Raw genomic sequence first — 26,268 nt, 5'->3', positions numbered from 1 at the left:
AGGAGTCATGTCTCCCCGACGCCCCGAAATCCTCGCCCCCGCTGGTGACCTGGAGTCGTTGCGTGCCGCCCTCGCCAGTGGCGCGGACGCCGTGTACTTCGGGCTCGATGAAGGCTTCAACGCGCGAGCCCGCGCGGAGAACTTCTCGCTCGAGCGGCTGCCTGAGACGGTGGGGCTCATCCACAGGGCCGGTGCGCGCGCCTACGTGACGCTGAACACGCTGGTGTTCGAGCCGGAGCTGCCGGTGGTGGAGCACCTGCTGCGCGGCGTGGCGAAGGCAGGCGTGGACGCGCTCATCGTGCAGGACCCGGCGGTGGCGCTGCTCGCGCGAGCCATCTGTCCCCAGCTGGAGCTGCACGCGTCCACGCAGATGACGCTGTCCAGCGCGGAAGGGGCGCGGTTCGCCACGGGCCTGGGCTTCACGCGCATGGTGGTGCCGCGCGAGCTGTCGGTGGCGGAGATCCGCCGGCTGGCGTCGCAGACGGACATCGAGCTGGAGGTCTTCATCCACGGCGCGCTCTGCATGTCGTGGAGCGGCCAGTGCCTCACGAGCGAAGCGTGGGGCGGCCGGTCCGCGAACCGGGGCCAGTGCGCGCAGTCGTGCCGGCTGCCGTACGACCTGGTGGTGGACGGCGAGACGCGCGACCTGGGCGAGGTGAAGTACCTGCTCAGCCCCAAGGACCTGGCGGGCGTGCGCGCGGTGCCGGAGCTGGCGGACATCGGCGTGCACAGCCTGAAGATTGAAGGCCGGCTCAAGGGGCCGGCATACGTCTCCAGCACGGTGCAGGGCTACCGCCGCTGGCTGGACGGCGTGATGGCGGGCAAGCCCGACGGCGCGCGGCTGGCGAAGGACCTGGCGGAGATGTCGCTGTCGTACAGCCGGGGTTTCTCCCACGGGTTCCTGGCGGGCTCCGACCACCAGACGCTGGTGGAGGGGCGCTTCCCGAAGCACCGCGGGCTGTACCTGGGCCGGGTGCATGCGGTGTCCGGCAAGGACGTGCTCGTGGTGCCGGACGACCGGCCATGGACGGGCGCGCTGGGCCTGGGCGACGAGCGGCCCGAGGCCCCTGCGGGCTCGGTGTCCGCGCCGCTCACGGGCGAGCCCGACCCCGCGGATGTGGATCCGCGTCCGGGCATGGGCGTGGTGTTCGACGCGGGCGCGCCGGAGGACAAGCACGAGCCGGGCGGCCCCATCTTCCGCGTGGAGCGCGAGGGCGACGCGTGGGTGCTGGGCTTCGGCCATCCGGGCCCGGACCTGGGCCGCGTGGCGCCGGGGCAGCACGTGTGGCTGAACAGCGATCCGGCGCTCGCGCGGCGCACGGGAGACCTGCTCGCGGAGGGTGAGCCCGAGGGCCGCATCCCGCTGTCACTGGTGGTGTCCGGCGCGGAGGGCACGCCGCTGCGCGTGCGGATGAGCACCGCGCTGTTCACGCGCGAGGCGACGGGCACGACGGTGCTCGCGCCGTCGCGGGGCGCGGGCGTGGACGCGGCGCTGCTGAAGGACAAGCTGGCCGCGCTGGGCGGGACGTCGTTCCATCTGGCGGAGCTGGATGCGTCTGGCCTGGCGCCGGGGCTGCACCTGCCGGTGTCGGAGCTGAAGGCGCTGCGGCGGCAGCTGGTGACGGAGCTGACGGCGGACGTGGAGCGTGGCCCCTCGCGGACCGTGAGCACGGAGGCGGTGGAGGCCCGCGTGCGTCAGGCCTTGCTGGCGAAGGTGGCGTCGCGGCCGGCGGAAGAGGCGCCCCGGTTGCTGCCGCTGTGCCGGAACGACGCGCAGCTGGAGGCGGTCATCGCCGCGGGCCTGCGTGAGGTGGAGCTGGACTGGATGGAGATGGTGGGGCTCCAGAAGGCGGTGGAGCGGGCGCGCGCGGCGGGGCTGCGCGTCACCATCGCCACGGTGCGCGTGCAGAAGCCGGGCGAGGAGGGCTACGACACGCGCCTGGACCGGCTGCGGCCGGACGCGGTGCTGGTGCGCCACTGGGGCGCGATGATGCACTTCCTGGAGCAGCCGGCGGGGGCGTCGCGGCCGGTGCTGCACGGGGACTTCTCGCTGAACGTCACGAACTCGCTGACGGCGGCGCACCTGCTGAGCCTGGGACTGGACACGCTGACGGTGTCGCACGACCTGGATTCGGAGCAGCTCTTCGCGCTGCTGGAGCAGGCGCCGGCGCACCGGTTCGCGGTGGCGCTGCACCACCACATCGCGACGTTCCACACGGAGCACTGCGTGTATTCACACACGCTGTCCAACGGGCGCGACTTCAAGGCCTGCGGGCGGCCGTGTGAGAAGCACGCCATCGCGCTGAAGGACCGGTTGGGGTTGGAGCATCCGGTCATCGTGGACGTGGGGTGCCGCAACACGGTGTTCAACGCGCAGGCGCAGAGCGCGGCGTCACTGGTGCCCCGGCTGCTGGAGCGCGGCGTGCGGCGCTTCCGCGTGGAGTTCGTGCGCGAGACTCGCGAGGAGGCCACGCGGGTGCTGGGCGCGTATCAGGAGCTGCTTGCGGGCCGGCTGTCGCCCACGGAGGCGGTGAAGCGCGCGGCGGTGCACGAGCAGTTTGGCGTCACTCGCGGCACGATGCAGGTGCTCAAGCACCCGGCCGCGAACGCGCGCTGAGACACGGTGTGCGCAGGGCTCCTGCTTCGAGCCCTGCCCCTCTGTTCGTTCAGGCCGCGGCCGCGGACGGGGGATCGGCCTTGGGCGACACGAGGTTCACCGGCTCACCGTCCTCGCCCAGCACCACCGGGGCGATGCCCAGCTTGCGCTCCACCAGCGCGTGCCCCAGGTAGACGAGCGGCGTCAGGCCAATGGCCACCAGCAGCTTCACCGCGTACGAGGTGAAGATGATCCGGAAGATGACCTCCCGAGGCAGCACGCCTGTCCAGGCGACGAACTGCACCACCACCGTGTCGATGAGCTGAGACACCACCGTGGAGCCCGTGGCGCGCAGCCACAGCATCCGGTTGTTCGTCACCCGCTTGAGCAGGTTGAACACCGAGATGTCCAGGAACTGGGCCACCAGGTACGCCACCATCGACGCCGCCAGGATGCGCTGCGAGCCGCCGAAGACGTTGTTGAACGACGCCGCCACCGTCCCGCTGTAGTCCTTCGCCTCCGTCATCGGCGCCCACGGAATCAGGCCCGCCAGCGCGACAATCACGAACGTGAAGATGGCCATCACGAAGCCCACCCACGTCACGAACCGCGCGACCTTCTTGCCGTAGAACTCGTTGAGGATGTCCGTCAGCAGGAACGTCACCGGGAACGGCAACATCCCCACCGACATCACCGCCACCACCGGGCCCAGGTGCACCTCGAACAGCTTCACCCCGATGATGTCGCCCACCACCAGCGAGGTGATGAACAGCCCCGCGAGCACCACGAAAAGCTGAATCCGCCGGTCCAGGGTCATCCGATGCGTCCTTCAAGAGCGAGGCGCCTCTACAGCTAGCATACCCTCCCGCCCCCGTCGCTTGGACGCCCGGACCCTACTCGGGCAGATAGTACTGCCTGCCCGGCCCCACAGGCGCCGTCTCCCCGGCACCACTTCCCTCGGACAACACCAGGCGCGGCCGGTACACACCCAGCACCGTCTGCTCGGTCGCCGTCGGGTTGTCGTAGCCGTGCCCGAAGACCTCCTGTCCGCTGAACGCCATCCCCCGCCCCACCGGCTGCCCCTGCAGCACCAGCCCCGCGCCCAGCACCAGCTCCATTCCTTCCGTGTGACCGTCCGCGCGCGGCGGGATGCTCCCTCCCGGATCCACCCGCAGCCGGTACACGCCGTAGGTCGCGCCTTCGTGGATGACGTCCACGTGGCCGAAGGGCCTCGCGTCCGTCCGGTACACCATCTCCTCCGCGGTCCGGTGCACCTGGAGCGACGGGATGGCCCACCCCGTCAGCGCCTCCGGCTTGGTGACCCGCACCGTGGCGGCGTGCAGCGGCGCGTGCGGCGCGGCGGACGTGGGCGGCGCCAGGAGATAGCGGCACACCGCCTCCGCCGCGGACTCCAACAACTCGAAGCGGCACGCATCCAGGAGGAAGCGCAGCTCTCCGGCCAGGCGCCCGTAGTGCACGGTGTTCGCCAGCCTCCCGCCCACCGCCGCCTGCCGCGCGTCCAGGAAGAGCGCCACGTCCAGGCGCAGCGGCTGCGGCGTCACGCGCTCGCGGTTGTAGAGGCCCACGATGACGTCCACCGTGAGCCCTCGCAGCTCCATCACGTCCAGCGGACGGCCCTGCGCGTCGGTGACCACGGGGTGGATCCACACGGGTTCCTGGCTCACAGCTGCGCGCTCCTTCCGCCATCCACGGCGATGACCTGCCCGGTGAGGTACGGCGCCTCGCGCGCGAGGAACACCACCGTGCGCGCCACGTCCTCCACGCTGCCCTCGCGGCCCATGGGCACGCGGTCGAGCACGTCCTTCCGCGCGGCTTCGTCGAAGTGCTCCGGGAAGGCCACCACGCCCGGCGAGATGGCGTTGACGCGCACGTGCGGCGCCAGCTCCACCGCCAACGCTCGCGTGAGCATCACGAGCCCCGCCTTGCTCACCGAGTAGTGCGAGTAGTGGCTCACCGCCCGCTCCCCGCCGATGTCGGTGAGGTGCACCACCAGCGGGTCCTTCCCCGCGCGCAGCGACGGCAGCAGCGCCTGCGTGAGGAAGAAGGGCGCGTCCACGTTCACGGCGAGCATGCGGCGGTACTGCTCGCGCGTCACGGCCGCGAAGTCCACCCGCTCATAGAGCCCCGCGTTGTGGACGACCACGTCCAGCGCGGGGTGCGCCTCCCGGACCCGCGCACCCAGCGCGTCCACGGCCTGCGCGTCGGAGAGGTCGCCGCTGTACAGCGTGACGGCGCGGCCCAGCGCTCGCAGCTCTTGCGCCAGCGCCTCCAGCGGTTCCATGGAGCGGTTCGCGTGAAGCGCCAGGTCGTAGCCGGCGCGGCCCAGCGCGCGCGCCACCGCGCTGCCGATGCGCACGCCCGCGCCCGTGATGAATGCGGTCCCCATATGCGGGCCCTGCCTAACAGGCCCGCCCGCGAAAGGCATCCGGCGCCTTCACGCGGAAAACACCGCGGGGCGACACCTGGAGACCCCTCTCCAGGCACCGCCCCGCGGCACTGCGTCGTCCCCTTTGCGTCGTTCGTCCCGTCTCGTCTCCTCGTGCTTGCTACGGGTAGTAGACCACCGTCTGCCAGCGGCGCCCGCCGTACGGCACCCAGACCCACTCCGTCACCGCCTGGTAGCCGCCCGGCACATATTGCTGGTCGTAGTAGCCCGGCGTGCAGCGCACGTGGCGGCCGCGGCGGCCACGGGACACGCACTGCTCGGGGACCCAGACCTGCTCGTAGCGCGCCGGCACCCAGCGCTCCACCGTCTGCAGCTCGTAGCGGCCGCGCGAGTCCACCGGGCGCGGCATGGGGCCCTGGTTGCAGTTCGGGCCGCGGCAGCCCATGAAGCGGCGCGTCTTCGCGTCGTCATTGTCGTAGCGGAACGCCTGGCCCTGCGGCGCGGAGTCCCAGCCGCCGTTGTACCGCTGCTGGCCGCCCCACTGCGCATCCGCCCGGGTCGGGCCGCGCCAGTCCGCCGCGAACGACGTGGAGGAACCGAGCAGCATTGCACCGAAGGCCAGGGTCGCGAGTCCGAGCTTGAAAGCCATGTCTTCCATCCTCCGTCCGAGTTGCTTGTCCTGACTGACGGGGCCCCCGCCGGAACATTCAAATCCCGTCGAGTCACTCTCCACCCCGGTGGCGGGACCGGGGGGATGTGGGTACACCTCGTCCCATGTTCCACCGCGACGGCCCCACCTTCCGCGAGCTTGCACGGCAGGCCCTCACCTCCGTCGAGCAGGGCTACGACCTGCTCGCGCCCAAGTTCGAGCACACGCCGTTCCGCACGCCGGATCCGGTGCTCAAGGCCGCGCTCGCGCACGTGGGGCCCGAAGGCAGCGTGGGCAGTGCCTTGGATGTGTGCTGCGGCACCGGCGCCGCGATGCGCGTGCTGCGCCCGCTGTGCCGCGAGCGCGTCGTCGGGTTCGACCTGAGCCAGGGCATGCTGGACGAAGCACGGCGCAGGCTCGTGGATGCACCGGGCAGCGCGGCGCTCGACTTCGTCCGGGGCGATGCGCTGGCGCTGCCCTTCGACGCGGCGTTCGACCTGATCACCAGCTTCGGCGCCTTCGGGCACATCCTGGAGGAGGACGAGCCGCGCCTCGTCGAGGGCATCGCGCGGGCGCTGAAACCCGGTGGCCGCTTCGTCTTCATCACCGCTCGGCCGCCGTCCGCGCTCAACCCCGGCTACTGGGTGGCGAAGGGCTTCAACGCCGCCATGCGCGTGCGCAACGCGCTCTGGAAGCCGCCGTTCGTCATGTACTATCTGACGTTCCTCGTGCCCCGCGCCCGCGCGCTGCTGGAGGCGGCGGGGTTCGACGTGGAGGTGCGCGAGGGCGACATGCCAGAGCCCTTTGGCCGGCTCGTCACCGTCATCGCCACGAAGCGCTGAAGGGGCCTCAAGGCGCGGCCGCGGCGGCTTCGGACTCCGCGTACTCCACCGCGAGGATTTCGTACTCCACCGTGCCGCGCGGACGCTCCACCTGCACGGCCTCGCCGGCCTCCTTGCCCAGGAGCGCGCGCGCCAGCGGGGACTCCACGCTCAGCCGCCCCGCCTTCACGTCCGCTTCATCCGGACCGACGATGCGATAGCGCATGCGCGCGCCGTCCTCGTCCTCCAGCACCACCCACGCGCCGAAGAAGACGCGGCCCGCCTGTGATGGATCCGGCGCCACCACCCGCACGTCCTCCAGGATGGCGGTCAGCTCGCGAGCCCGACGCTCCCGCTCGCGCTTGCGCACGCCCGCTTCCAGCTCCGGCCAGTCCCGGGGCGCGGGGCCCTGTAGCTCCAGCAGCTCCTCCTGGAGCGCGCGGTAGCCCTCCGGCGTGATGTAGCGCTGCTCCGCCGACGTCGACCGGGGACGCGCGGGGGTGAGCCCCTCGTCGCCGCCCCCGTCTTCCTTGGTGAATGCCTTCGACATGGCCCGCTCCCTCCTCCCAGGAAATTTCTCAACGTTTCCCGGGCTTTGCACGCCGGGTCCGCCTGCCCGCCCGCTTTCGATTGGCGCAATTTTACTACTAAGGCGGAATCCGCCAGGATTCGAGGGCATGCACCTCCCCCGAGCCGTGCCTCGCTTCGAGCATCGCCTGGCCGTCCGTCTGCGCGGCATGCTGCCGCTCTACACGCGGGATGTGTCGGAGAGCGGCTTCTGCGCGGAGATGCTCCAGCCGATGAAGGCGGGCGATCTCCTGGAAGGCGCGTTGCTGCTGGGGGACGAGGAGGTCCCCTTCCAGGCCCGGGTGATGTGGGCCCGCCGCTCCGCCGGGGAGCGCACGCGAGGACGCTGCGGCGTGCGCTTCGTCACCATCGGCGAGGACTTCCAGCGGCGGCTGGGTGCGTTCAGGCGCTTGCAGGGCAGGCGCCTGATTCGCTGGTTCACCTGACGAACCGGGCCTACTTCGCCGTTTCGGAGGCCGCCGGGGCCGCGGTCTCGGACGGAGCGCCGGGCGTCGCGGGCGTGGTGGACGGCTCCGCGGCGGACTCGGCCGGGGGGGCGATGGGGGCGCCTTCGGGCGCGGGGGCCTGACCGGAGGGCACCACCTGGAGCTTGTAGCGGCGCACGCCCTTGGGCAGCACGACCTCCACCAGCGGGTTCTCCTTCACCAGGCCCGGGTCGAGCTTGAGGGAGAACTCGCCGTTCTCGTCGGTGGTCGCGTTGATGTGGTTGCGGTACTCGCCGCCGAGCACCTTGGCGCCCTTCACCGGCTGGCCCGTCGCGGCGTCCGTCACGCGCAGCACCATGAGCTGGCCCTCCTGGAGCGCGGTGGCGCCGTTCGCCTGGATGACTTCGTTGTAACGCGGGCGCAGCGCGCAGGCGGACAGCAGCGCGGAGGAGAGGACGGCGATGGTCAGCAGGTTGCGGCGAAGGCTCATGGAATCCATCCAGGCTGGGAAGCGGTACGGCGGAGGCGCGGCAGCATAGCCGCCAGCCACCGGACGCCAAGTCTCCGGTGCGTTACGGCCCCCGTGTACGGCATCCGCCCCCACGCCGGGTCGCGAAATTCCCGGCGGGCAGGCAGGGCAGGCGCCTTCCTCCTCAAGGACCGGTGGAGCCGTCAGCCCTTCCACCCGCCCGCTTCCAGCACCATCTCCCAAGGTGTCCGGGCACGTCCTTCCCCCGCCCGCACGGAGGTCAATGCTCCATGGATGAGACCTATACGGAGGAATCCGAACGCGTCGTGCGTCCGGAGCAACGCTTTGTGATGGAGAACGGGCGGGCCGAGTACGCGACCATTCCGCCCGACACGCGCGTGGAGGAGAGCCGCGTCGTCTGGAAGCACAACCGGTTCGACGTGAGCGTGCTGACGATGGTGCTCATCAGCGCCATCACGTTCTTCATTCCGCTGTTCAACGGCCTGCTGGCCGGCACGTTCGGCGGCTTCCACGCGGGACGTCCCCGCCGGGCCCTGGCAGCCGCTGCCGTCGCCTCGGTGGTGGTGCCCGCCGCGTTCTACGTGGCCTTCAACGTCTTCAGCGTGGGCGGCGAGCGCATCTTCCTGGGCCTGGGCTGGGGGAACTGGACGCTGCTGCACGTCATCGGCCTGTTCATTGGCGCCCTCTGCGGCGCGTCCAGCCGTCCGGTGTTCACCGGTGAGGTCCCCATCTTCCGCACGCAGTACGTCAGCGGAGCTCCACTCCTAGCGCAAGGCGATGTCGCGCCAGCCCTTCCGGAAGGCTCGCGAGACTTCTCCCGGGACCTGCCCACGACGCAAGTGTCCCCTCCCAGTGGACCTGTGCGCGGGGAGTGAGCAGCACGCTCCAGCGGGCGACACGCCCCAGGTACCACTCCACCTGGAGCGTCGCGTCCGCCTCATGCGTGAAGCCCGGCGTGATGCCCGTGCGCCACGACGGCACGTACGTGGCCTCCAGGCGCAGGGCGCTGTTGCCTGGACCGGGCAGGCCCAGGCGATGGGCCAATGACAGACGGGGCCCCACCGTGGGGACCGTCTCCCTGGGGCTCCAGGCCATCGTGGCCTGGGCGCCCAACCCCACCGCGAGGAAGGTGTCGAAGCGCTCCGAGGCCGCCACCACGCCCAGCGCCTCCGCCTCCACCGTCGCGCGGTAGGGCAACGGGCGGTCGATGTCCGTGGACATCTTCGCCTCCGCGCCCCAGCCCAATGAGTCGGAGAACGACCGTTGCTGCTGGGGCAGTTCGGGCAGCAGCGTGCGGTAGCCCACCAGCGTCAGGCGCGAGCCGAGGATGCGCGGCACGCCCCAGCGCGGCTCCACCGACAGCTCTCCGTCCAGCACACGCAGCTCGCTGCTGGACTGGAAGCCGTGCAGGCGCGCGTCGCCCAGGGCCTCGTTCATCGCGGAGGTGCGCAGGCTCACCACCGGCCGCGCGGCGCCCACCTCCGGGAAGTCCACGCCGCCACTGACCACCGTGCGGGCCGCGCCGGATTCGCGCAGCGCGCCCCGGGCCCAGGTGGTCTCGAGCTCCACCTTCTGTTCATGGTCCTTCGCGAGGAAGGCCCGCGGATCCACGTCCGCGAGCGGTCCGTCGTTGAGCGCGCCCTGCGCCTCGGTGGCCGCGGCGAAGGCGGCTTCGGTGTGCTCGGCGCGGACCAGGGCCTTGAGCTCGTCCGGCGTGGGCAGCCGCTTGATGGCGGTGTCCAGGGCCTGCTGGAGCAGGGCCGTACGGTCGAGCACCGCGAGCTTGCGCTGCATGGCGTCCTCGCGCTCGAAGAGGGCTTGCCGGTCCTTGACGCCCTGGGCGGCGCCGCCCTGCCCCTTCAGGTCGAGGGTGACGAGGCGCTCACGCTCGATGGCGAGCTTCTCCCCTTCGGCCTGATCCACCGCCGCGCGCTCCACCCGCACCGCGTGCGCCACGTAGGCGTGCAGGGCCTCGCGGGCTTCGGCGCGCGCGGAGGGAGGAGCGGCGTCGAGCGCCGTCGTCACTGCGTGAGGCAGCTGTTCGTAGGCCTGCCTGCGCACGCCGGGTTCGGGGGACTGGAGGCGGCGGTGAACGTGGTGCAGCGGCGCGAGCGCGGTGGACGGAAGCAGGGAGGCCAGCTTCGTGAGCAGCCGCTCCTCTTCCACGAGCGCGCGCCGGGCGCGGTCTCCCGTGGATTCGAGGGCGTCCGGGACGTGCTCCAGGAGCGGCACCTTGTGCCCACTCGCGTCCACGACGTTCGTCTTCGCCAGCGTGTCCAGCGTGGCCGTGGGCAGGACCCACAGCATGCCGGGCGCGCTCACGTGACGGCCGTTCTCCAGCGAGCCATTGAGGAGGAAGAGCAGCGCGGCGGCGCAGTTGTCGGTGAAGAAGTAGTAGCCCAGGTAGCCGCGACGCTCGAGTTCCCAGATGCGCTCCAGCATGCGCTGGGACTCGCCGGGCGTGAGGTTCAGCCGGAAGCGGCGGATGGTGCGCTGCTCCAGCTCCAGCGACTCGTGGGTGACGTCGCCCAGGGTGCCCGTGAGGAAGACGGTGCTGTAGCCGCCCGTCATGCCCTTCATCAGGTAGCCCAGGCCCTTCTCCTCCATGCCGGTGAGGGCCACGAGCTGCACGACGCGCTCGAAGCCGGGGCCCTGCACCGTGGCGCCTTCGCGCCAGACCGGGCGCAGGAGCAGATGGCCGAAGAGGGACTGGGGCTGGCGGCCCGTGGCCGCGACGAGCAGGACCTCCAGGTGCGAGAGCGCATCCGCTTCCGCCCACGTGTCGAAGGCCGGACAGGCTCCTCGCGCGGGCAGCGTGCCCAGGCGCGCCTCCGAGATGAACTCCGACAGGGCGCGCGTCTTGGACAGCTCCTGACAGCGCACCTGATCATCCTCGGGCAAGGCTTCCGGACGCAGGGACTCCGCGGGGACGAACAGCTCCTCCGCGAACGTGACGAGGTCCAGCGAGGCGCTCGCCTGCCCCCGGGCGCGGCTGAAGGCCCCCGCGTAGGTGATGCTCGCGGACTCCTTCCACGTGAGGGGGCGCTCGAGCGGGAGCAGCCATCCGTCCAACCTTCGCCACTGGGGACGCTTGCTCCAGCCGCGCGCGTCGTCCCAGCGCTGCATCACGGCGTGCACCACGGCGCGGCGGCGCCACAGGTGTTCGGCCTCCGTGTCGGTGAGACGTGACAGGCGCAGCGTGGCCCGGCGCTCCTCGGAAGGGGCATAGCGGTAGAGGTGGAACTGCTCGCGCTGCTCCGACCAGTCCGGACGGGCCTTCGTGCCGTCACCCAGGCCCAGCGGCGCGGGCTCCGGATGCAGCACGAACTCCAACCGGCCTCCGGGCGGACGGCGCATCGCGGGAGGCAGGCCAGCGAGCCCCGCCTCCACGTCCGAGATCAGCGAGGCATCCCGCGCCGCGACACCGCGCAGGAGGATGCCCGACGTGGCCTCCAGGGCCGCGACCCGCTCGGCCAGGACGAGCTCCGGGGACAGCTCCTTCAAGAACGCCGGCACCGCGAGGTGGCCCAGGGGTTCCTGAGCCTGCGAGCTCACGGGCAACAGCAGCACCGTGAGCCATCCCCTCCAGGTTGGGCGAGGCCTCACTGAAGGGCCTCGGCCGCTTGGGGCGCACCCTCCTGTTCCTGGAGGAAGGCCTGACGGTCCTCTTCGAGCCGGGGTTCGGTGCGCGCCAGCTGGCCCACGCGCTCCAGCCAGGCGCGGGCGCGCTCGGGCGTCAGCGTCTTCGCATCCGCCATCATCAGCAGCTCCTTGCGGTGCGTGCGCAACAGCTTGCCGAAGACATCCAGGTTCTCACGGCGGATGCGCGCCGCCTGCGCCAGGTCCTCCACCGTCGGGCCCGCGCCCAGCGCCAGGTCCTCTCGCAGCTGGTGCGTGCGGGCCCGCAGGTACACCTGGGCCGCGTGCCCCACCTCCTTCGGCGAGGGCCGCTTGCCCTTGCGCCGCGCCGAACGCTCGTACGACTGCCAGATGACGATGCCCAGGCCCATCACCGTCAGCGCCACCGTGGCCGTCGACAGGAGCTGATTCTCGCGGCCGTTGCTGCTCTCGCTGCGCGTGCGCGAATCGTCGCCCTGATCCACCTGGTTCGACTCGCTGGTGCCCGCGTTGCTGTTCTCGCTGGAGCCGGAGTGGCTGGAGTCCCCTTCTCCCGTGCTGTGGTCGCTGGAGCCCGAGGAGTCGCCCGAGTCCGACTTGCTCGAATCCCCGTGGCTGGAGTTGCCCGAGTCGGAGTCGCTGGACTCGCCCGAGCCCGACTCGCTGGAGCCCTCGTCGCTGGAGCCGTTCGACCCCGACTTGCTGGACTCGCCCTGGCTGGAGTTGCCCGAGTCGGACTTGCTGGACTCGCCCTGGCTGGAGTCCCCCTGACTGGAGTTGCCCGAGTCCGACTGGCTGGAGTCACCCTGGCTCGAAGCGCCCGACTCCGAGGAGTTGCCCGAGTCCGACGCCCCCGCGGCCCTCAAGCCCGCGGCGGGCCCGCGACACCCCACGGCGAGCATCAACATCGACGCCGTCACCACGCGCTTCCACGAAGACTTCGTCCGCATCCATCCCCCTCGAAAGGGCGCCACCGGGCCTGGCGCCAGCCAGTGCCCTAGCCAACCGCATGCCGGGCGCTGGATTGTGCATTATCGAGAGGTTGCTGGATCGTCTGACGCGACACGGCGCGAAAAACAGGCCCCAGGGTGCGTCACGCGCTTCGCGCCCCTGTTTCACCGCGGGTATGACGGACGCCCTCCTCCAGGAAGAGACGTTTCAGATAGGGATTGAGGAAACGCCCCTCCGGGTCCAGTTGCTCGCGCACGCGCTGGAAGTCATCCCAGCGGGGATACAGGTGTTTCAGTGTCTCCGCCGTCTGTGTGTGCAGCTTGCCCCAGTGTGGCCGGCCGCCGTGGTTGCGGAAGATGGCCTCCGCGCCGGAGAAGTAGGGCTCCAGCGGCATGCCCCGGTATTGATGCACCGCGATGAACGCGCGGTCCCCGCCGTGCGCCGGACTGAGGAACACGTCGTCGCCGCGCACGAAGCGGTACTCCACCGGGAAGTGCACGGGCAGTTGCTCGCGCGTGATGTATTCAGACAGCTCGCGCAGGCAGTCCGGCCCTCGCTCCACCGGCACGGCGTATTCCATCTCCTGGAAGCGCACGAGCCGCGGCGTGGCGAACAGCGTGTGGCTCTGCCCCGCCAGCACGCCTTCCGACGCCAGCTTCGCCGACAGCCGGCTCACCGGCGCGCACCACGCCGGCCGCATCCGGCACGCACGGCTCACCGCGCCGAAGACCGCGTTCTCCATCACCATCTCGCTGAACCAGCGCCCCACGCCCACCCCGTGCGGGGTCTCGTCCGTGAGGTCCATCGCCTTCGTCATCACGCGGTCGGAGTGCGGGAACCAGAAGAACTCGTAGTGGCGGTGGCGCGCCCGCGCTTCATCCAATCCCGCGAGGCACTCCTCCAGCGCCAGGTTCCGCCGCGTCAGCCGCAGCCGGTACGCGGGCAGCAAGCGCAGCCGCACCCGCGTCACCACGCCCAGCGCGCCCAGGGACACCCGCGCGGCCTGGAGCAGCTCTGGCGACGTGTCCTCCGAGCACGTCACCTCGTCCCCGCTCGCCGTGACGAGCGTCATCTCCGCCGCCTGCGTGGAGAGGATGCCCAGTCCCACGCCCGTGCCGTGCGTGCCCGTGCCCAGCGCGCCGCCCAGCGACTGCTTGTTGATGTCGCCCAGGTTCTCCATCGCGAGCCCGTGCGACGCGAGCAGCGCTCCCAGTTCGCGCAGGCTCGTGCCCGCCCACACCACGGCCTCGCGCGTGCGGTCGTCCACGGACTCCAGGCCCCGCAGCGCTTCGAGCGACACCATCGTCTCGTCCGTCGCGCACAGGGGTGGGAACGAGTGGCCGCTGCCCACCACGCGCACGGTGCGCGACTGGGCGCTGGCGTCGCGGAGCGCGGCCTTCAGGGCGTCCACGGAGTCCGGCTGGAGGAAGCCGGAGGGATGGGCCACCACCCCGCCGGACCAGTTGCGCCACGTCTTCGTCTTCGCCGTCTCGGTCGTCATGCCGTCACCCCCATTCACCCCGGTAGGTCGGGACCTCTTCCACGACGCGGCCGCCGGAGATGAGCAGCAGCGTGCGGAAGTGCTCACACACCTCGCCTGCCTTCGCGTGCCGGAAGAACACCGGCGCGCCCAGGGGCAGCGGCACCGGCCCCGCGTACGCGATGGGCGTCTGCACCTCGCCCGCGCCTTCCAGCGGGAGGAGCTTCGCGCCCTCGGGCAGGTAGGGCACGGGCAGCTTGTCCACGCCCGCGGAGCCGGAGGCCACGAAGCCTCCCCCCTGCAGCGTGTAGAGGCCCGGGCCGGGGCGCCGCGTGACGGGGATGGCGAACGCCACCGCGGGCTGATGCTGGAAGCCGCGATAGCCGTCGAAGAGCGCGGGCGAGTACAGGCCGCTGCCCGCGGTGAGCTCGGTGACGCTCGCGTCCTGGCGCGTGGACTCCAGGCTGCCGGTGCCCCCGCCGTTCACGAAGCGCGGCGTGAACCCCGCGTCCTTCAGCGCGGCCACCACCGCCTGCCTGCGCGAGTGCACGCGGCCCACCGAGCCCCGCTTGAGCGCGCGGATGACCACGTTCTTCGGCCCCGCGTGCGGAGCGGCGTCCGGCACGCCCGCGAGCTGCGCCTCGTAACCCATGACGCCCGCGAGGAAGACGGCGTCCGCTTCCGCCGCGATGCTCCGGGCCACCGCCAGCGCGTCCTCCGGCGAGCGCACCGGCGAGCGGTGCACCCCAAAGCGCAGCCCCGGCAGGTCGACGGACAGGTCCACGTCCAGGCACAGCGGCGCTCGCGTCCCGTGCCGGCGGGCAGCGCGGGCGGCGAGCGCCACGTGCTCCACCGAGTCCACCATCAGCGTCACGGGCGCTGGCGGCCGGCACAGCTCCACCAGGGCCTCGGTATCCACCACGGGGTAGCCCATGAGCAGGTCGCTAAAGCCGCGCTCGCGCAGGTGCACGGCCTCGTCGGCGCTGAAGCACATGAGGCCCTGGAAGCCGGGATGCCCGTCGAGCACGCGCCGCAGCAACGCGACGCACCGCACCGACTTCGTGGCCACCCGCACCGGCAGCCCGCCCGCGCGCCGCACCAGCGCCGCCGCGTTCTCGTTCAGCAGGTCCAGGTCCGCGAAGGCCAGGGGCAGCCTCCGTCCCTCCAGCGCCTGGGCGTAGTAGGCGTAATCACGCGGCATGTCAGGGCCTCCGGGCGCGGGCACGACGGGAGCGGACATCATCGCCGCGCCCCGTCAACTCCGGAGCCTGATGGCACCGGGCGCGTGGGGTGGTGGACAGGCGGGGACAGGAGCCGGAAAAGGGGCAGCGCGCCGGACATCCCTGGGGGAACGCCCGGCGCGCGCACACACGGATACTTCGACTCCTAGGTCGGCCCACCCCCCCGGAAGGGCACGGAACGCCATGGTGCCGCCAGCCGAAAGTCATTTCTATTGAGGAAATCACGCGAGTCTCAAACGACTCGGGGGGCAGGAAATCAATTCCCACCTGGACAGGCGGAAGAAGCACTGATTCCACTCCCGACCTCACAAGTCTTCCAATTGGCCCCAACGGCTATAGTAAGTAAATCGTGATTGATTTGATTTCCGAGGACCAACGCCTCTTGCAGGAGCTGGAGGGCCTGCTGGAGGGGTTGGAGCCCGGCTCCGAGGCCCTGCCGACGGTCCTCGCCGCGCTCCGAAGCGCCCTGCGCGCGGAGCGGACGGCGGCCTACGGCGTGGACGTGGGCCCGGACCGCTATCACACGGCGTTCGTGCACGGCGTGGGCTTCCCGCAGCCGCCTTCGGTCCTCTCAGAGGCCTTCGACGCGGCGCTGCCGCCGGCGGGGAGCCGCTTTGGCTATTTCGATCCCGCGCGTCCGCCACTGGCCCAGCGCAACCGGGCGATGCGCTTCTCGCCGCTGGGAATCTCGGAGCCGCTGCGGGCCCTGCCCATCACCGGCGAGGGCGAGGGCCCTCTGTGGGAGCGGCTGGGACTGAGCGAAGCGGAGTGGGAGCACGCGCGGACGCAGCTGGCCGGGTATGCCTTCAATCTCTACCGGTAATTGGGATTGGAGCAGCTGGCGCAGCTGCGGGTGCTGGTGTGTGAAGGCGACATGATGCTGGGTTGGGTGGGCGCCTTCCGGGCCGAGCCCTTCACGGAGCGGGAGCAGCGGCTGTTGCAGGCGCTGACGCCCGCCATCCAGCGGCGGATGGCCATGGACCGGCGGCTGCGCGAGGCGGGCCTCCTGGGGCCGGCCCTGGGCGCGGCGCTGGAGGTGCTGGGGCGGCCCGCGTGGGTCGTCACGTTCAGCGGCCGGGTGATGCACGCGAACAAGGCGGGGCAGGCGCGGTGGGAGCAGGACTCGCAGGCGCTGGCGACGCAGGTGCGCGAGTGTCTGCGGAGCCCGCCGGGCGCGGGGCCGCTGTTCTCCTCCGGTCCGCTGCGCACGCAGGGGCTGCCGGACCACTACCTGGTGCTGGACCCCGGACCGCCGATGGAGCCGACCTCGCGCCTGCCGGTGCTGGCCCAGCGCTGGGGGCTCACCGCGCGCGAGGCGCAGGTGCTGGAGCACGTGGTGCAGGGAGAGACGAACAAGGCCATCGCCCTGCACCTGGGCTGCGCCGAGCGCACGGTGGAGGTGCACGTCACGCACCTCTTGAACAAGGCGCAGGTGGAGAGCCGCTCCGCGCTCATCTCGCGCTTCTTCCAGTCCTGATAGGCCGGTGGGCACCGCCCGGCGCATGACTAGGATGGAGGGATGGACGACGCGCTCTTGAGGAAGGCGCTGGCTCGCGCCGACGCGGCGGTGGCGAAGGGGCCACACGCGCTGGCGGCGGAGGGCCAGCGCCGCACGCTGCACGTGGCGATGGGGGACCCGCAGGCGGACTTCGACCGGGTGCTGTCCATCCTCTCGCTGCACGGGCTGCTGGACGAAGACGGAGGACTGCGGCCGGACGTGTGCCTGGTCTCCGTGGGCGACCACTTCGACTGGGGGCCCGCGGCGGACCGGGAGCGCGTGGCCTGGAGCGCGCTCCGGCTGGTGGCGTGGCTCGCGTCCCATCCGGCGGACCAGGCGGTGATGCTCCTGGGCAACCACGACCTGGGACGCGTGGGGGAGCTGGCGGACTTCACCGATGCGACGTTCCGCGCCGCGCAGGTGGAGGCGGACCGGGTCTACGCGGGGGACGACACCGACGCGGCGGCGGAGCGGGCCTTCCTCCAGCGCTGGCCTGGATTGCCGAGCGCGGAGCTGGCGGCGCGGGACTTCAGCACCTGGACCGAGGAGCAGCGCGCTTGGGTGGAGTATCTGCTGCGCGCACGACGCTTCCGCGTGGCACATGCGGCCGGGGACTCGCTGCTGGTGCTGCACGCGGGTGTCACGCGCGAGGACCTGGGGATCGTGGGGCTCGAGCCCGAGCGGTGGGCGGAGGCGCGCGCGGTGGCGGAGGCGCTCAACGGCGTGATGGACCGGGCGGTGGCCGAGTGGAAGGGCGGGCCGCTCGTGCTGCCGGGGCTGCACCATCCGGGCAATGCGAGGGATGGCGAGGGCGTGGGCATCTTCTACCAGCGGCCCAGCCTCGCCGCGGAGGACTCGGAGCGTGTGCGAGGAACTCCGCGGCGCAGGTTCGATCCCAGGAGGTTGCCACTCGGGTTGACCCAGGTGGTGGGCCACACGCGGGACAAGCGGGTGCGGGAGCTGGTGTCACCCGGTCCCGCGCGCGATGGAGTGCTGCGCCACCTGGTGACGGACGGGACGCGCGTGGACTACGCGCACGGCCCGCCGCCCGCGACGGGCCCGGGTGAGGCGGTGATGGTGTTCACCGATGGCGCCATGCGCGAGGGCCGCGCGGAGGACTTCGAGCTGCTCGACCTGGATGCCCGTCGCGCGGTGCCGCTGGCTCCGTGATGGGCACGCGCGAAGGCTCGTGTGCTGGCTACGGCGCCGCGCCAGGGACGGTGGCCGGCGTCTTGAGCCCGGCGAGCTTCTTCTCCAGCGACTCCACCTGACGCGGGGACACCTGCGCGGCGGGCAGCGTCTTCGCGAAGGCCAGCGCCTCCTCCAGCGTCTTCACCGCGCCAGCGGTGTCCTTGCGCGCGACCTGGATGTCCGCGCGGCCGGAGAGCACGGACAGCCGCCGCGCGCCCTGCACCCGCGCCAGCGCCCGGTCGTTCGCGGCGAGCGCGTCGTCCAGCCGGCCCGACAGGCGGTACAGCGTCGCGAGCCGCGCGGGCGGGTTGTAGTCCTGGGGCAGGTCCTTCTCGCTCTGCTCCAGCGCGGGGATGGCACGCCGCGGCTGCTCCAGCGTCATCGCCGCGAGCATGCGGTGCGAGTCGAACACGCTGCGCGCCTCGGGGTTCGGTGCCTTCGCGGCCTCGCCCTCCAGGAACGTCAGCCACTCCTGGGCCACCTGCTTCGCGCCCGCGGTGTCCTTGTCCTGCTTGCGCGCCTCCACCAGCACCTCGTACAGGCCGGAGCGGTCATCCGCCTCCATGTCGATGGCCGGCGGCGCGAGCACCTCGCGCGCCTTCGCCTCCAGCGCGTGCCGCAGGTCCGCTGCCTCGGGCGTGCCTTCCGGGATGGCCAGCGCGCAGCCGAGGCCATTGAGGACACCGTTGGCCAGGCTGAGCGAGCGAGGCACCTTCGGCAGCTCCACCACCGCCTTCTGCGCGCAGGGCACGTACTGCTTCGCTCCGTACTGCGCCATCAGCAGCGACTCCAGCGCGCGGCCCCGGCGGGACCAGTCGGCTGGGGCTTCCGCGAGCGCGAGCGACAGGGCCTCGGCGGCCTCCGCGGGTTTGCGCTCTCCGTAGAGGGCATCACCGCGGGCGAGCAGCGCCTCCGCGCCGGTGGCACCGCCCTGGTAGGCGCGCTCGCCGTCCTCGAAGAGGCGCTCCAGCTGCGGCACCGTCGCGCTGCCGGCGAAGCGCAGCAGGGCCTTCTCCTCGCGCGGGTCGATGATGAAGAAGGTGGGCCAGAACTCGACAGGGTACTTCTCCTGGAACGTCGCGTTCTGGGTCAGGTCGGTGTTGAGCTCCAGCCACACGAAGCGGTCCGCGTGCTTCGCCAGCGCCTTGTCCGTGAAGACGTACGCGCGCATGGAGCGGCAGGTGTGACACCACGGCGCCCAGGTGTCGACGAACAGGGGCACACCCTTCGCCTTCGCGTCCGCGAGCGCGCGGGCGTAGTCGTCCGGGATGAAGGGCAGCGGGCCTTCGGCATGGGACTCGGCGGACGCGGGCGCGGGCGCGTTGGCGTTCGTGGCCGTGCAGGCGATGGACCCCGACAGGAGCAGGCAGGCGAGGAGGGAGCGCATGCGGCGCACCCTATCGCGCCTCTCCAGGGGTGTCCCCGGTGGACAGAGTGCGCACACCAGGCTGGGCACCACGCGGCGTGCGTGCTGTCTTACGCGTGGCCCCTTATGCCCATGAAGGACCCTCGCGCCCTGCGCACCGCCCTCGCGTCCGCCCTGGACGCCCTGCCCGCCTCCGAACGCTTCCCCGACAGCGGTGACGCCGACGTGGCCCGCCGCCTGGCTGAACGCCTGCGCCGCGACCTGCTGCCCCGCCTGGGCGCCGGGGACGCGCCGCTGCTCCTCGTGGCCATCGCCGGCCCCAACAACGTCGGGAAATCCACGCTCTTCAACTCGCTGGCGAAGGCGTCCCTGTCCCCCGCGCGTCCCGAGGGCGGACTCACCAAGCAGTGCCTGGCCGCGGCGAACCCGGAGACGTGGACGGGCGCGCTGAAGGACGTGCTCACCCAGCGCTACGACATCATCCCGGTGGCCGACGGCACCGTGGCGCCCGTGGACGAGCCCGGGCCTCCGGGCCGGCTGTACCTGGTGCTGTCGGATGCGATGCCGCGCGGACTGCTGGTGATGGACACGCCGGACTTCGACAGCGTGTACCGCGACAACCGCGAGCGGGCCGAGGCGCTGCTCGTCACGGTGGACGTGCTGGTGTTCGTGGTGAGCCGGCAGACGTACCAGAACGCGGCGCTGGTGGACTTCCTGCGCGCGGCGGTGGGCCACGGCAAGCCGTACCTGCTCGTCTACAACGAAGCCACGCGCGAGGACGTGGCGCGCGGCCACCTGGACAAGCTGGCCCAGGACGTGGGCCATCCGCCGCTCGCGCGCTACCTGGCGCCGCACCAGCCGGACGTGGAGGCGGGGCTGAAGCCGCTGGCCACGGAGGCGCTGGATGGACGGCCGCCGCTCGCAGCGCTGCTGGGACAGGCGGAACATGCGCGCGAGCTGAAGGCGCGGGCGTTGGAGGCGTCGCTGTCGGATGCGCGCTCGGAGCTGGACGCGGTGGCGCGGGCGGCGACCCGTGCGGCCCGTGAGCCAGAGCGACTGCGGCAGCGGCTGCGGCACGACCTGCAAGGCATTGGCGCGCAGGCGGCGCTGAAGGCCGTGCCCGCGGACGTGCTGGTGGATGCGTTCCGCGACGAACTGGATGCGCGCAGCACCTTCCACCGGTTCGTGCGACTGCCGTTTCGCGGGCTGGCCACGGCGCTCACGTTCGTGAGCCGCAAGGTGCGCGAGTCCTTCACCGGCCCCCAGCCGAATGAGGCGCTGCCCACGCAGGCGGTGGATGACTCGATGAAGGACGGGCTGCGCAGGCTGGTGGACGCCTTCGCGCCGGAGGTGGCCGCGTGGCGCGGAGACGCGGAGACACGCGAGAAGCTGGAGCAGTCCTTCGGGCCCGCGATGCTCGGCCGGCTGGATGCGCCGCTGGACCTGGGTGCGCTGCACGCGCACGCGGCGGACCGGGCCACGCTGTATGACTTCTGCCGCCAGCTGGTGGGCAGCGAGCTGCAGGGCGGCATGCGCGAGGAGCTGCTCCAGGCGCTCACCACGCTGGTGTACTCGGTGCCGTCCGGCGCGGCGGCGGTGGTGACGGTGGCCACCGGCGGCCTGGGCCATGACGCGGTGGTGTGGGCGGGGACGCTCCTGTCCACGCCACTGCTGGAGCGCTTCGTGGACCTGCTGGGCGCCCAGGTGCGCGCGACGGTGACGCGCAAGTGGGCGGACGCGCACGGGGCCACGCTGGCGCAGGCCATGGAGACGCGCTTCTTCTCGGAGCTGTTGTCCCACCTGGACGCCCAGGCGGAGGGCTGGCTGCGCACCGCCTCCACCCTGGAGACGGCACGGCGGGCGGCGGAGTAGGCGGCCGGTTCCTGACGGGGTCCCGCCTTCGGAATGGAGGCGAGACTTCGTGCCTCATCGCCACCGATGCGTCATGCTGGGTCCGCCATGACCGGTCCGGGCCCGGAGGCGGGTTCTCCTCTCATCCTGTCGTTCCGTCACCTGCTGACCGAGTCCGTCAGTACGTTCCTCGACGAGGCGGACATGACGTGTCCCCAGACGGCGGACGCGCTCAGCGAGCTGCTGGTGACGCTGTCGCGCTACCGCGAGGAGGGCGCGCTGTTGTTCCCCACCGCGTTCCTGGGTGACGACCTGGGCGCGATGATGGAGCTGCTGGGCGGGCACGACCCGATTCCCCTGGGTTCGGGGCCGCGCACCCGCGCCACCATCCAGAGGGCGCTCAAGCAGTGCGCGCCGCTGGGGCAGGGGCGCTGGTGGGCGCTGTACCTGGTGCGTGAGCCCGCGGGTCTCACCTACGGCATCTTCCGGACGGATCCGTTCCCTCTGGCGGAGACGCCGCTGGAGCGCCTGCGGCACGCGCCGGACCGGGGCGCACGGGTGGTGGGCGTGTTGCAGTTGGCGGACAACATCATCGAGCTGCGCGGAGGCGGAGGGCTGTGCCGGCACGTGTACCTGTCCGGCGCGCGCATCGACCTGGAGCCGCCCTCCGTGGTGCTGGACGCGCTGGCGAGCGCGGTGACCGAGCAGGTCCTGCCCTCCAGCCGCGAGTACGCACGGGGCTTCTTCCGGCGGGTGCTGTTCGAGGTGATGCAGTCCTCGCACGGCACGCTGGTGGCGGTGCTGCCCCGCGAGCGCGCGGGTTCGGCGCTGTTCGTGGACGGCATCCTGTTGCCCCGGCCCATGGACGTGGTGGCGCTGCTGGACCGGCACCACGCGACCCAGGACGACAGCGCGGCGTCAGCGGTGCGGGCGGCCGCGCAGCTCTTGCGCGGCATGATGGCCACCGACGGCATCACCGTGCTGCGCGCGGACGGGTGCATCCTCGGGTACAACGTCTTCGTGCGTCACCCGGAGACCCTGGCGCGACAGCCGGGCTTCTTCGGTGGAGCCCGGCGTCGGACGTTCGAGGTGCTGTGCGCGGCCCTGGGCAACGAACTCGCCGCGGCGTTCATCCGCTCGCAGGACGGGGATGTCGCCTGTCGTCGTGTGTGACGGTTTCTGGTTTTGCACGCTGTCCGGATTGATTGCGACGTGGAGGGACAGAGGACCCTGGAGGTCGCATTCGGGCACTGGGACTCGGGACGTGGGCGGAAGGTTGAGAACATCAACTTAATCTGTAAGGCTGCGCCCGTTTTGCGCACTGCTCCCCTGCCCCTCCGCGCGGTTGCCGCGCTGTCCCTGCTCGCCGTGTGCCTCGCGAGCGCGCCTGCCGTGGCGCAGAAGCTGCCGGCTGTGTTGGTGACGGGAGCGCCCGCAGCGCCTTCGCCCACTGACGCAGGTACAGGGCTTTGCATGGCGTCCAACGTCTGGACGAGACCAGCGGAGGATTTCCCCACAAGTCAAACGGGCTACCTCGAAGGTATGAACGCATACATGGAGGCGAACCGCGCAACGCGCATGACCTCCGTATTGCGCTCCACGTTCGACCTGTCGAACAACCTGAACGACGGTCGCATCCTGAGCTTCGGCGACTTCATCAACGTGGTTTCGGGCTGCGCTCAGGGTGGTTGCCCCTTCCACTACAACGATTCGACGACGAATTTCGTTTCGCGTTTTCGCGGCTACCTGAACGTCACCCAGGACATGGTCGGACGAGTCCTGCACTTCGGCTTCTACGCCGACGACGCCATCAGCTTCGTCCTGTTCGACAAAGCCAATCACCGCTACGACGTTGTCATCAGGCCACCACAAATCGGAGCGCCAACGCGGCGCACTACCAACTCCGTCACCTTCACTCAATCCGGGCTCTATCCGCTGGAGTTGGTCTACGTGCAGATCGTGGAGCATGCGGCCCTGGAGTTCGCAGTGCTGGATGGCACATTCACGGACTTTGACCGTCCCGCGAACCAGGTTCCAGTCGTCCCGCTCAACTCCGCTGGCTTCTCCCTGCTCCAGCCCGCGCAGCTCTATCAAACGGAAACTGGCCGGCCGTCGTTCCCGGCCAACCTGGATCAATGCGTTCAGTGTGACCGGCAGTTCGCGAACCAGCCCGGCAACGGCACTTGCGGTTCGTCCTACTACTGCAACTCCGCTGCGCTCTGCGCACCCTGTGACACGAACCTCCTTTGCGGCGACACGTGCTCGCCGTGCGGACCTACCGCGCCCATCTGCGCCCAGGTCAACGGACAGTTCACCTGCGTCGCGTGCACCCAGAACAGCGACTGTCAGACCGGCCGCTGCGACACCACCACCAACGTGTGCACCGGCTGTGTCCGCGACTCCGACTGCGGCTCCGGCCAGGTCTGCGACGAGCCGAACTTCACCTGCGTCCAGTGCACCGCCGACTCCGAGTGCCCCGGCAGCCAGGTCTGCGACCTCACCGCGAACACCTGCGTCGAGTGCAACGAAGACACCCAGTGCGACCGCGGTGAGAGCTGCTCCAACCACGTCTGCACGCCCTGCAACACCAACGACGCCTGCGCCGGCAACTCCTGCAACTGCTGCCCCAATGGCACCCAGTGCGCCGCGCCCACTCCCGGCGCCCCGCCCTCCTGCGTCGAGTGCACCACCGACAGCCAGTGCTCCAACGGCCAGCGCTGCGACACCCTGAACGGCGCCTGCGTCGACAGCATCGCCGAGTGCAACACCTCCGACCGCTGCGGCCCCGGCTGCTCCAAGTGCCCCGGCGAGCGCCCCTTCTGTCTCGACGGCGAGGTCTGCGTCCAGTGCCGCAACGACCTGGAATGCGGCGACGGCCAGACCTGCGTCAGCGGTGAATGCAGCTCCTGCACCACCGACAATCGCTGCGGCCCCCGCTGCGACTCATGCGGCGAGGACACCCCGTTCTGCCTCTCCGACGGCACCGTGCAGAACAGCGTGTGCGTGGGCTGCGTCAACGACTCCGACTGCGGCAGCGGCAAATGCGACCCCACCACCCGCACCTGCTCCAACACCGGCGCCTGCGCCGTGACGTGCGAGCAAGGGCGCGTGTGTGACGGCTCCACGTGCGTCGAGTGCTTCGCCGATGCCCACTGCCCCTGCGGCGGCACCTGCGACCTCACTTCCAACACCTGCCTCGAAACCTGCGCCGACAGCGGCGACTGCCTGGGCGTCGAGTTCTGCTCCGCCGAAACCCAGCAGTGCGAGCGCGGCCGCCGCAAACCCGGCACCGAACCCCAGGGCGGCGCCTTCTGCTGCGGCACCACCGCCGAGGACACCCCCACCGGCAGCACCGCCATGCTGGTCACCCTCGCCCTGGGCTTCCTCTTCCTGCGCTCCACCCGCCGCGTCCGATGAAGCCTTCCCGCACGCCGCTCCTCCCGCTGCTGCTGGCCCTCGCGCTGTCCACCGCCGCCCACGCCGCGCCGGATCCGCGCTTCAACATCCAGGTCTTCCGCCCGTCCGGCGCGCCGCAGGACCTGGTGATGGTCACCCAGTCCCGGCCCCTGTCCCACCTGTCCGTCTCCGCCGGGCCCTACTTCAGCTACTCCCTCAACCCGCTCTCGCTCGTCCCCAAGGACGGAGACCTGGGCTCCATCAGCCTCGTGGGCAACCGGCTCCAGCTGGATGTCATGGCCACGGTGGGCCTCTTCGACTGGTTCGAGGTCGGCGTGGACATGCCGCTCGTGCTCCTACAGGGCGGCCAGAACCTGGAGGTCATCGGCACCGAAGGGCCCGTGGAGAGCTTCGCCCTGGGCGACCTGCGCCTCATGGGCAAGGTGGCCATCCCCGGCTTCCGCCGCTCCGCGGAGGGCCACGGCTGGGGCGCCGCGCTCACGCTCAACGTCAGCTTCCCCACCGGCGTGCAGGAGGCCTTCGCGGGCGACGGCGAGCTCACCTGGGCGCCGGGCCTGGTGCTCGACTACCGCTTCGAGTCCGGCATCCTCCTCGCCTTCAACGGCGGCTTCTGGAAGCGGCCGGACGTCATCTTCAGCGGCGTGCAGCTGGGCGACATGGCCCCGTTCGGCCTGGGCACGGAGGTGCCCCTGCTGCGCGGCAGCGGCATCACCGCGCTCGGCATGGTGAACGGCGCGTTCGGCCTCAAGAAGGCTCCGGGCCAGGAGCGGCAGATTCCCGCGGAGCTGCTCATCGGCCTGCGCTGGTACAGCTCGCTGGGCGTCACCTTCACCTTTGGCGGCGGCCTGGGCTGCGGCTGCTCGCTGGCGTCGCCGAACCTGAGCTTCTTCACGTCCATCCTCTGGGTGCCCGCCAAGACGCGCGAGTGGGAGGCCATCGAGCGCTTCAAGGAGCCGCCCGAGCCGCCCCCTCCGCCCGTGGACCCCGACAACGATGGCGTCATCGGTGAGCGCGACCGCTGCCCCAACCTCGCGGGCCCGGTGGAGAACAGCGGCTGCCCGGACACCGACGCGGACTCCGACGGCGTGGTGGACCGCATCGACAAGTGCCCGGACGTCCCGCAGGGCAAGCGCGGCCGCGACGGCTGTCCGCTCGCGCGCACGTCGGGGAACAAGATCGTCATCCTGGAGCAGGTGAACTTCGCCACCGACCAGGACGTCATCCTCTCCGAGTCCTACCCGGTGCTCGAGGAGGTCGCGCGGGTGATGGAGGAGAACCCGAAGATGGATCGCATCCTCATCGAGGGGCACACCGACTCGCGCGCCAGCGACCAGTACAACCTGGAGCTGTCCAAGCGCCGCGCCGCCAGCGTGAAGCGCTTCCTCATCGAGACCGGCGTCGCCGCGGAGCGCGTGTGCTCGCAGGGCTTCGGGCGCAGCATGCCCCTGGCCGACAACGCCACGGAGGAGGGCATGGCCCTCAACCGCCGCGTCGAGTTCACCATCCAGCCGCCGAGCGACGGTCCCCGCCCGCCCTGCCCGGATGACGTGGAGGCCGCGTCCAAGAAGAAGGGCGGCAAGCGCCCCGCGCCGAAGTCCCCGGCGCCGCCCAAGAAGAAGCCGTAGAGGCCCATCGCCTCGGGGTCCGCCGCTCCAAGTGCGGCGGGCCCGGCGTCGAAC

The 26,268-nt window shown here is 71.2% G+C and carries 21 protein-coding genes; 10 read left to right on the top strand and 11 right to left on the bottom strand.

All coding sequences use genetic code 11. The features are described 5' to 3' along the window. Positions 1-7 precede the first annotated feature (7 nt). Positions 8-2,617: a U32 family peptidase gene (locus D7X30_RS01095; protein ID WP_120560964.1), complete on the top strand. Its 2,610-nt coding sequence runs from the start codon at positions 8-10 to the stop codon at positions 2,615-2,617. 49 nt (positions 2,618-2,666) lie between these two features. Here the strand turns inward: D7X30_RS01095 and D7X30_RS01090 are convergent, their stop codons facing one another. From D7X30_RS01090 to D7X30_RS01075, 4 genes are all read right to left on the bottom strand, one after another. Beyond that, a complete protein-coding gene (locus D7X30_RS01090; protein WP_120560963.1) occupies positions 2,667-3,413 on the bottom strand; it encodes a queuosine precursor transporter in 747 nt (248 codons plus the stop codon). A gap of 76 nt (positions 3,414-3,489) precedes the next feature. After that, positions 3,490-4,281, bottom strand: a complete 792-nt coding sequence (locus D7X30_RS01085; RefSeq protein ID WP_120560962.1) for a dihydroneopterin aldolase — start codon at positions 4,279-4,281, stop codon at positions 3,490-3,492. After that, positions 4,278-5,003: an SDR family oxidoreductase gene (locus D7X30_RS01080; protein ID WP_120560961.1), complete on the bottom strand. Its 726-nt coding sequence runs from the start codon at positions 5,001-5,003 to the stop codon at positions 4,278-4,280. The genes D7X30_RS01085 and D7X30_RS01080 overlap by 4 nt, the downstream gene beginning before the upstream one ends. 160 nt (positions 5,004-5,163) lie before the next feature. Further along, positions 5,164-5,652 (bottom strand): hypothetical protein, encoded by a 489-nt coding sequence (locus tag D7X30_RS01075; protein ID WP_199724138.1) that lies wholly within the window; start codon positions 5,650-5,652, stop codon positions 5,164-5,166. Between the two features lie 125 nt (positions 5,653-5,777). Here D7X30_RS01075 and D7X30_RS01070 point away from each other — a divergent pair, with 125 nt between their 5' ends. Beyond that, on the top strand, positions 5,778-6,494 hold the full coding sequence (locus D7X30_RS01070) for a class I SAM-dependent methyltransferase (protein WP_120560960.1): 717 nt from the start codon (positions 5,778-5,780) through the stop codon (positions 6,492-6,494). A gap of 7 nt (positions 6,495-6,501) precedes the next feature. Here the strand turns inward: D7X30_RS01070 and D7X30_RS01065 are convergent, their stop codons facing one another. Further along, positions 6,502-7,023, bottom strand: a complete 522-nt coding sequence (locus tag D7X30_RS01065) for a GreA/GreB family elongation factor (RefSeq protein WP_120560959.1) — start codon at positions 7,021-7,023, stop codon at positions 6,502-6,504. Between the two features lie 127 nt (positions 7,024-7,150). Between D7X30_RS01065 and D7X30_RS01060 the strand changes: the two genes are divergently transcribed. After that, the gene (locus D7X30_RS01060) at positions 7,151-7,486 is read left to right on the top strand and encodes a PilZ domain-containing protein (protein ID WP_158619177.1); all 336 of its coding nucleotides are present in this window, start codon (positions 7,151-7,153) and stop codon (positions 7,484-7,486) included. Between the two features lie 10 nt (positions 7,487-7,496). Here the strand turns inward: D7X30_RS01060 and D7X30_RS41850 are convergent, their stop codons facing one another. From D7X30_RS41850 to D7X30_RS01030, 5 genes are all read right to left on the bottom strand, one after another. Further along, on the bottom strand, positions 7,497-7,976 hold the full coding sequence (locus tag D7X30_RS41850) for a hypothetical protein (RefSeq protein WP_158619176.1): 480 nt from the start codon (positions 7,974-7,976) through the stop codon (positions 7,497-7,499). A 747-nt stretch (positions 7,977-8,723) separates the two neighbouring features. Further along, positions 8,724-11,546 carry a DUF4105 domain-containing protein gene (locus tag D7X30_RS01050; protein ID WP_233591305.1) on the bottom strand — a complete coding sequence of 941 codons (2,823 nt, stop codon included), beginning with the start codon at positions 11,544-11,546 and terminating at the stop codon, positions 8,724-8,726. A gap of 32 nt (positions 11,547-11,578) precedes the next feature. Beyond that, a complete protein-coding gene (locus D7X30_RS42550; protein WP_233591304.1) occupies positions 11,579-12,544 on the bottom strand; it encodes a hypothetical protein in 966 nt (321 codons plus the stop codon). 143 nt (positions 12,545-12,687) lie between these two features. After that, positions 12,688-14,046, bottom strand: a complete 1,359-nt coding sequence (locus D7X30_RS01035; RefSeq protein ID WP_120560956.1) for a D-arabinono-1,4-lactone oxidase — start codon at positions 14,044-14,046, stop codon at positions 12,688-12,690. Between the two features lie 4 nt (positions 14,047-14,050). Then, positions 14,051-15,226: an amino acid deaminase/aldolase gene (locus D7X30_RS01030; RefSeq protein WP_120560955.1), complete on the bottom strand. Its 1,176-nt coding sequence runs from the start codon at positions 15,224-15,226 to the stop codon at positions 14,051-14,053. Positions 15,227-15,615: 389 nt separating this feature from the next. Here D7X30_RS01030 and D7X30_RS42545 point away from each other — a divergent pair, with 389 nt between their 5' ends. From D7X30_RS42545 to D7X30_RS01020, 3 genes are read left to right on the top strand one after another with little or no spacing between them, the layout of a single operon-like run. Beyond that, on the top strand, positions 15,616-16,089 hold the full coding sequence (locus D7X30_RS42545; protein ID WP_233591303.1) for a hypothetical protein: 474 nt from the start codon (positions 15,616-15,618) through the stop codon (positions 16,087-16,089). A 6-nt stretch (positions 16,090-16,095) separates the two neighbouring features. After that, the gene (locus D7X30_RS42540) at positions 16,096-16,743 is read left to right on the top strand and encodes a LuxR family transcriptional regulator (protein WP_233591302.1); all 648 of its coding nucleotides are present in this window, start codon (positions 16,096-16,098) and stop codon (positions 16,741-16,743) included. 42 nt (positions 16,744-16,785) lie between these two features. Further along, positions 16,786-17,934, top strand: a complete 1,149-nt coding sequence (locus D7X30_RS01020) for a metallophosphoesterase (RefSeq protein ID WP_120560954.1) — start codon at positions 16,786-16,788, stop codon at positions 17,932-17,934. 28 nt (positions 17,935-17,962) lie between these two features. Here D7X30_RS01020 and D7X30_RS01015 read toward each other — a convergent pair whose 3' ends face one another. Continuing rightward, positions 17,963-19,342 carry a thioredoxin family protein gene (locus tag D7X30_RS01015; protein WP_120560953.1) on the bottom strand — a complete coding sequence of 460 codons (1,380 nt, stop codon included), beginning with the start codon at positions 19,340-19,342 and terminating at the stop codon, positions 17,963-17,965. 111 nt (positions 19,343-19,453) lie between these two features. On the opposite strand from D7X30_RS01015, the gene D7X30_RS01010 reads away from it, so the two are divergent. From D7X30_RS01010 to traB, 4 genes are all read left to right on the top strand, one after another. After that, positions 19,454-21,193 carry a GTPase gene (locus D7X30_RS01010; RefSeq protein WP_120561688.1) on the top strand — a complete coding sequence of 580 codons (1,740 nt, stop codon included), beginning with the start codon at positions 19,454-19,456 and terminating at the stop codon, positions 21,191-21,193. 87 nt (positions 21,194-21,280) lie between these two features. Continuing rightward, positions 21,281-22,345: a hypothetical protein gene (locus D7X30_RS01005; RefSeq protein WP_120560952.1), complete on the top strand. Its 1,065-nt coding sequence runs from the start codon at positions 21,281-21,283 to the stop codon at positions 22,343-22,345. 186 nt (positions 22,346-22,531) lie between these two features. Then, positions 22,532-24,589 (top strand): outer membrane exchange protein TraA, encoded by a 2,058-nt coding sequence (gene traA, locus D7X30_RS01000; RefSeq protein ID WP_120561687.1) that lies wholly within the window; start codon positions 22,532-22,534, stop codon positions 24,587-24,589. Further along, a complete protein-coding gene (gene traB, locus D7X30_RS00995; protein ID WP_120560951.1) occupies positions 24,586-26,214 on the top strand; it encodes an outer membrane exchange protein TraB in 1,629 nt (542 codons plus the stop codon). The genes traA and traB overlap by 4 nt, the downstream gene beginning before the upstream one ends. Positions 26,215-26,268: the final 54 nt, after the last annotated feature.

The sequence above is a fragment of the Corallococcus sp. AB011P genome (assembly GCF_003611605.1).
Taxonomy (GTDB): domain Bacteria; phylum Myxococcota; class Myxococcia; order Myxococcales; family Myxococcaceae; genus Corallococcus; species Corallococcus coralloides.
The sequence above is the reverse complement of the archived record's forward strand: the minus strand, read 5'-3'. Positions and strand labels throughout refer to the sequence as shown.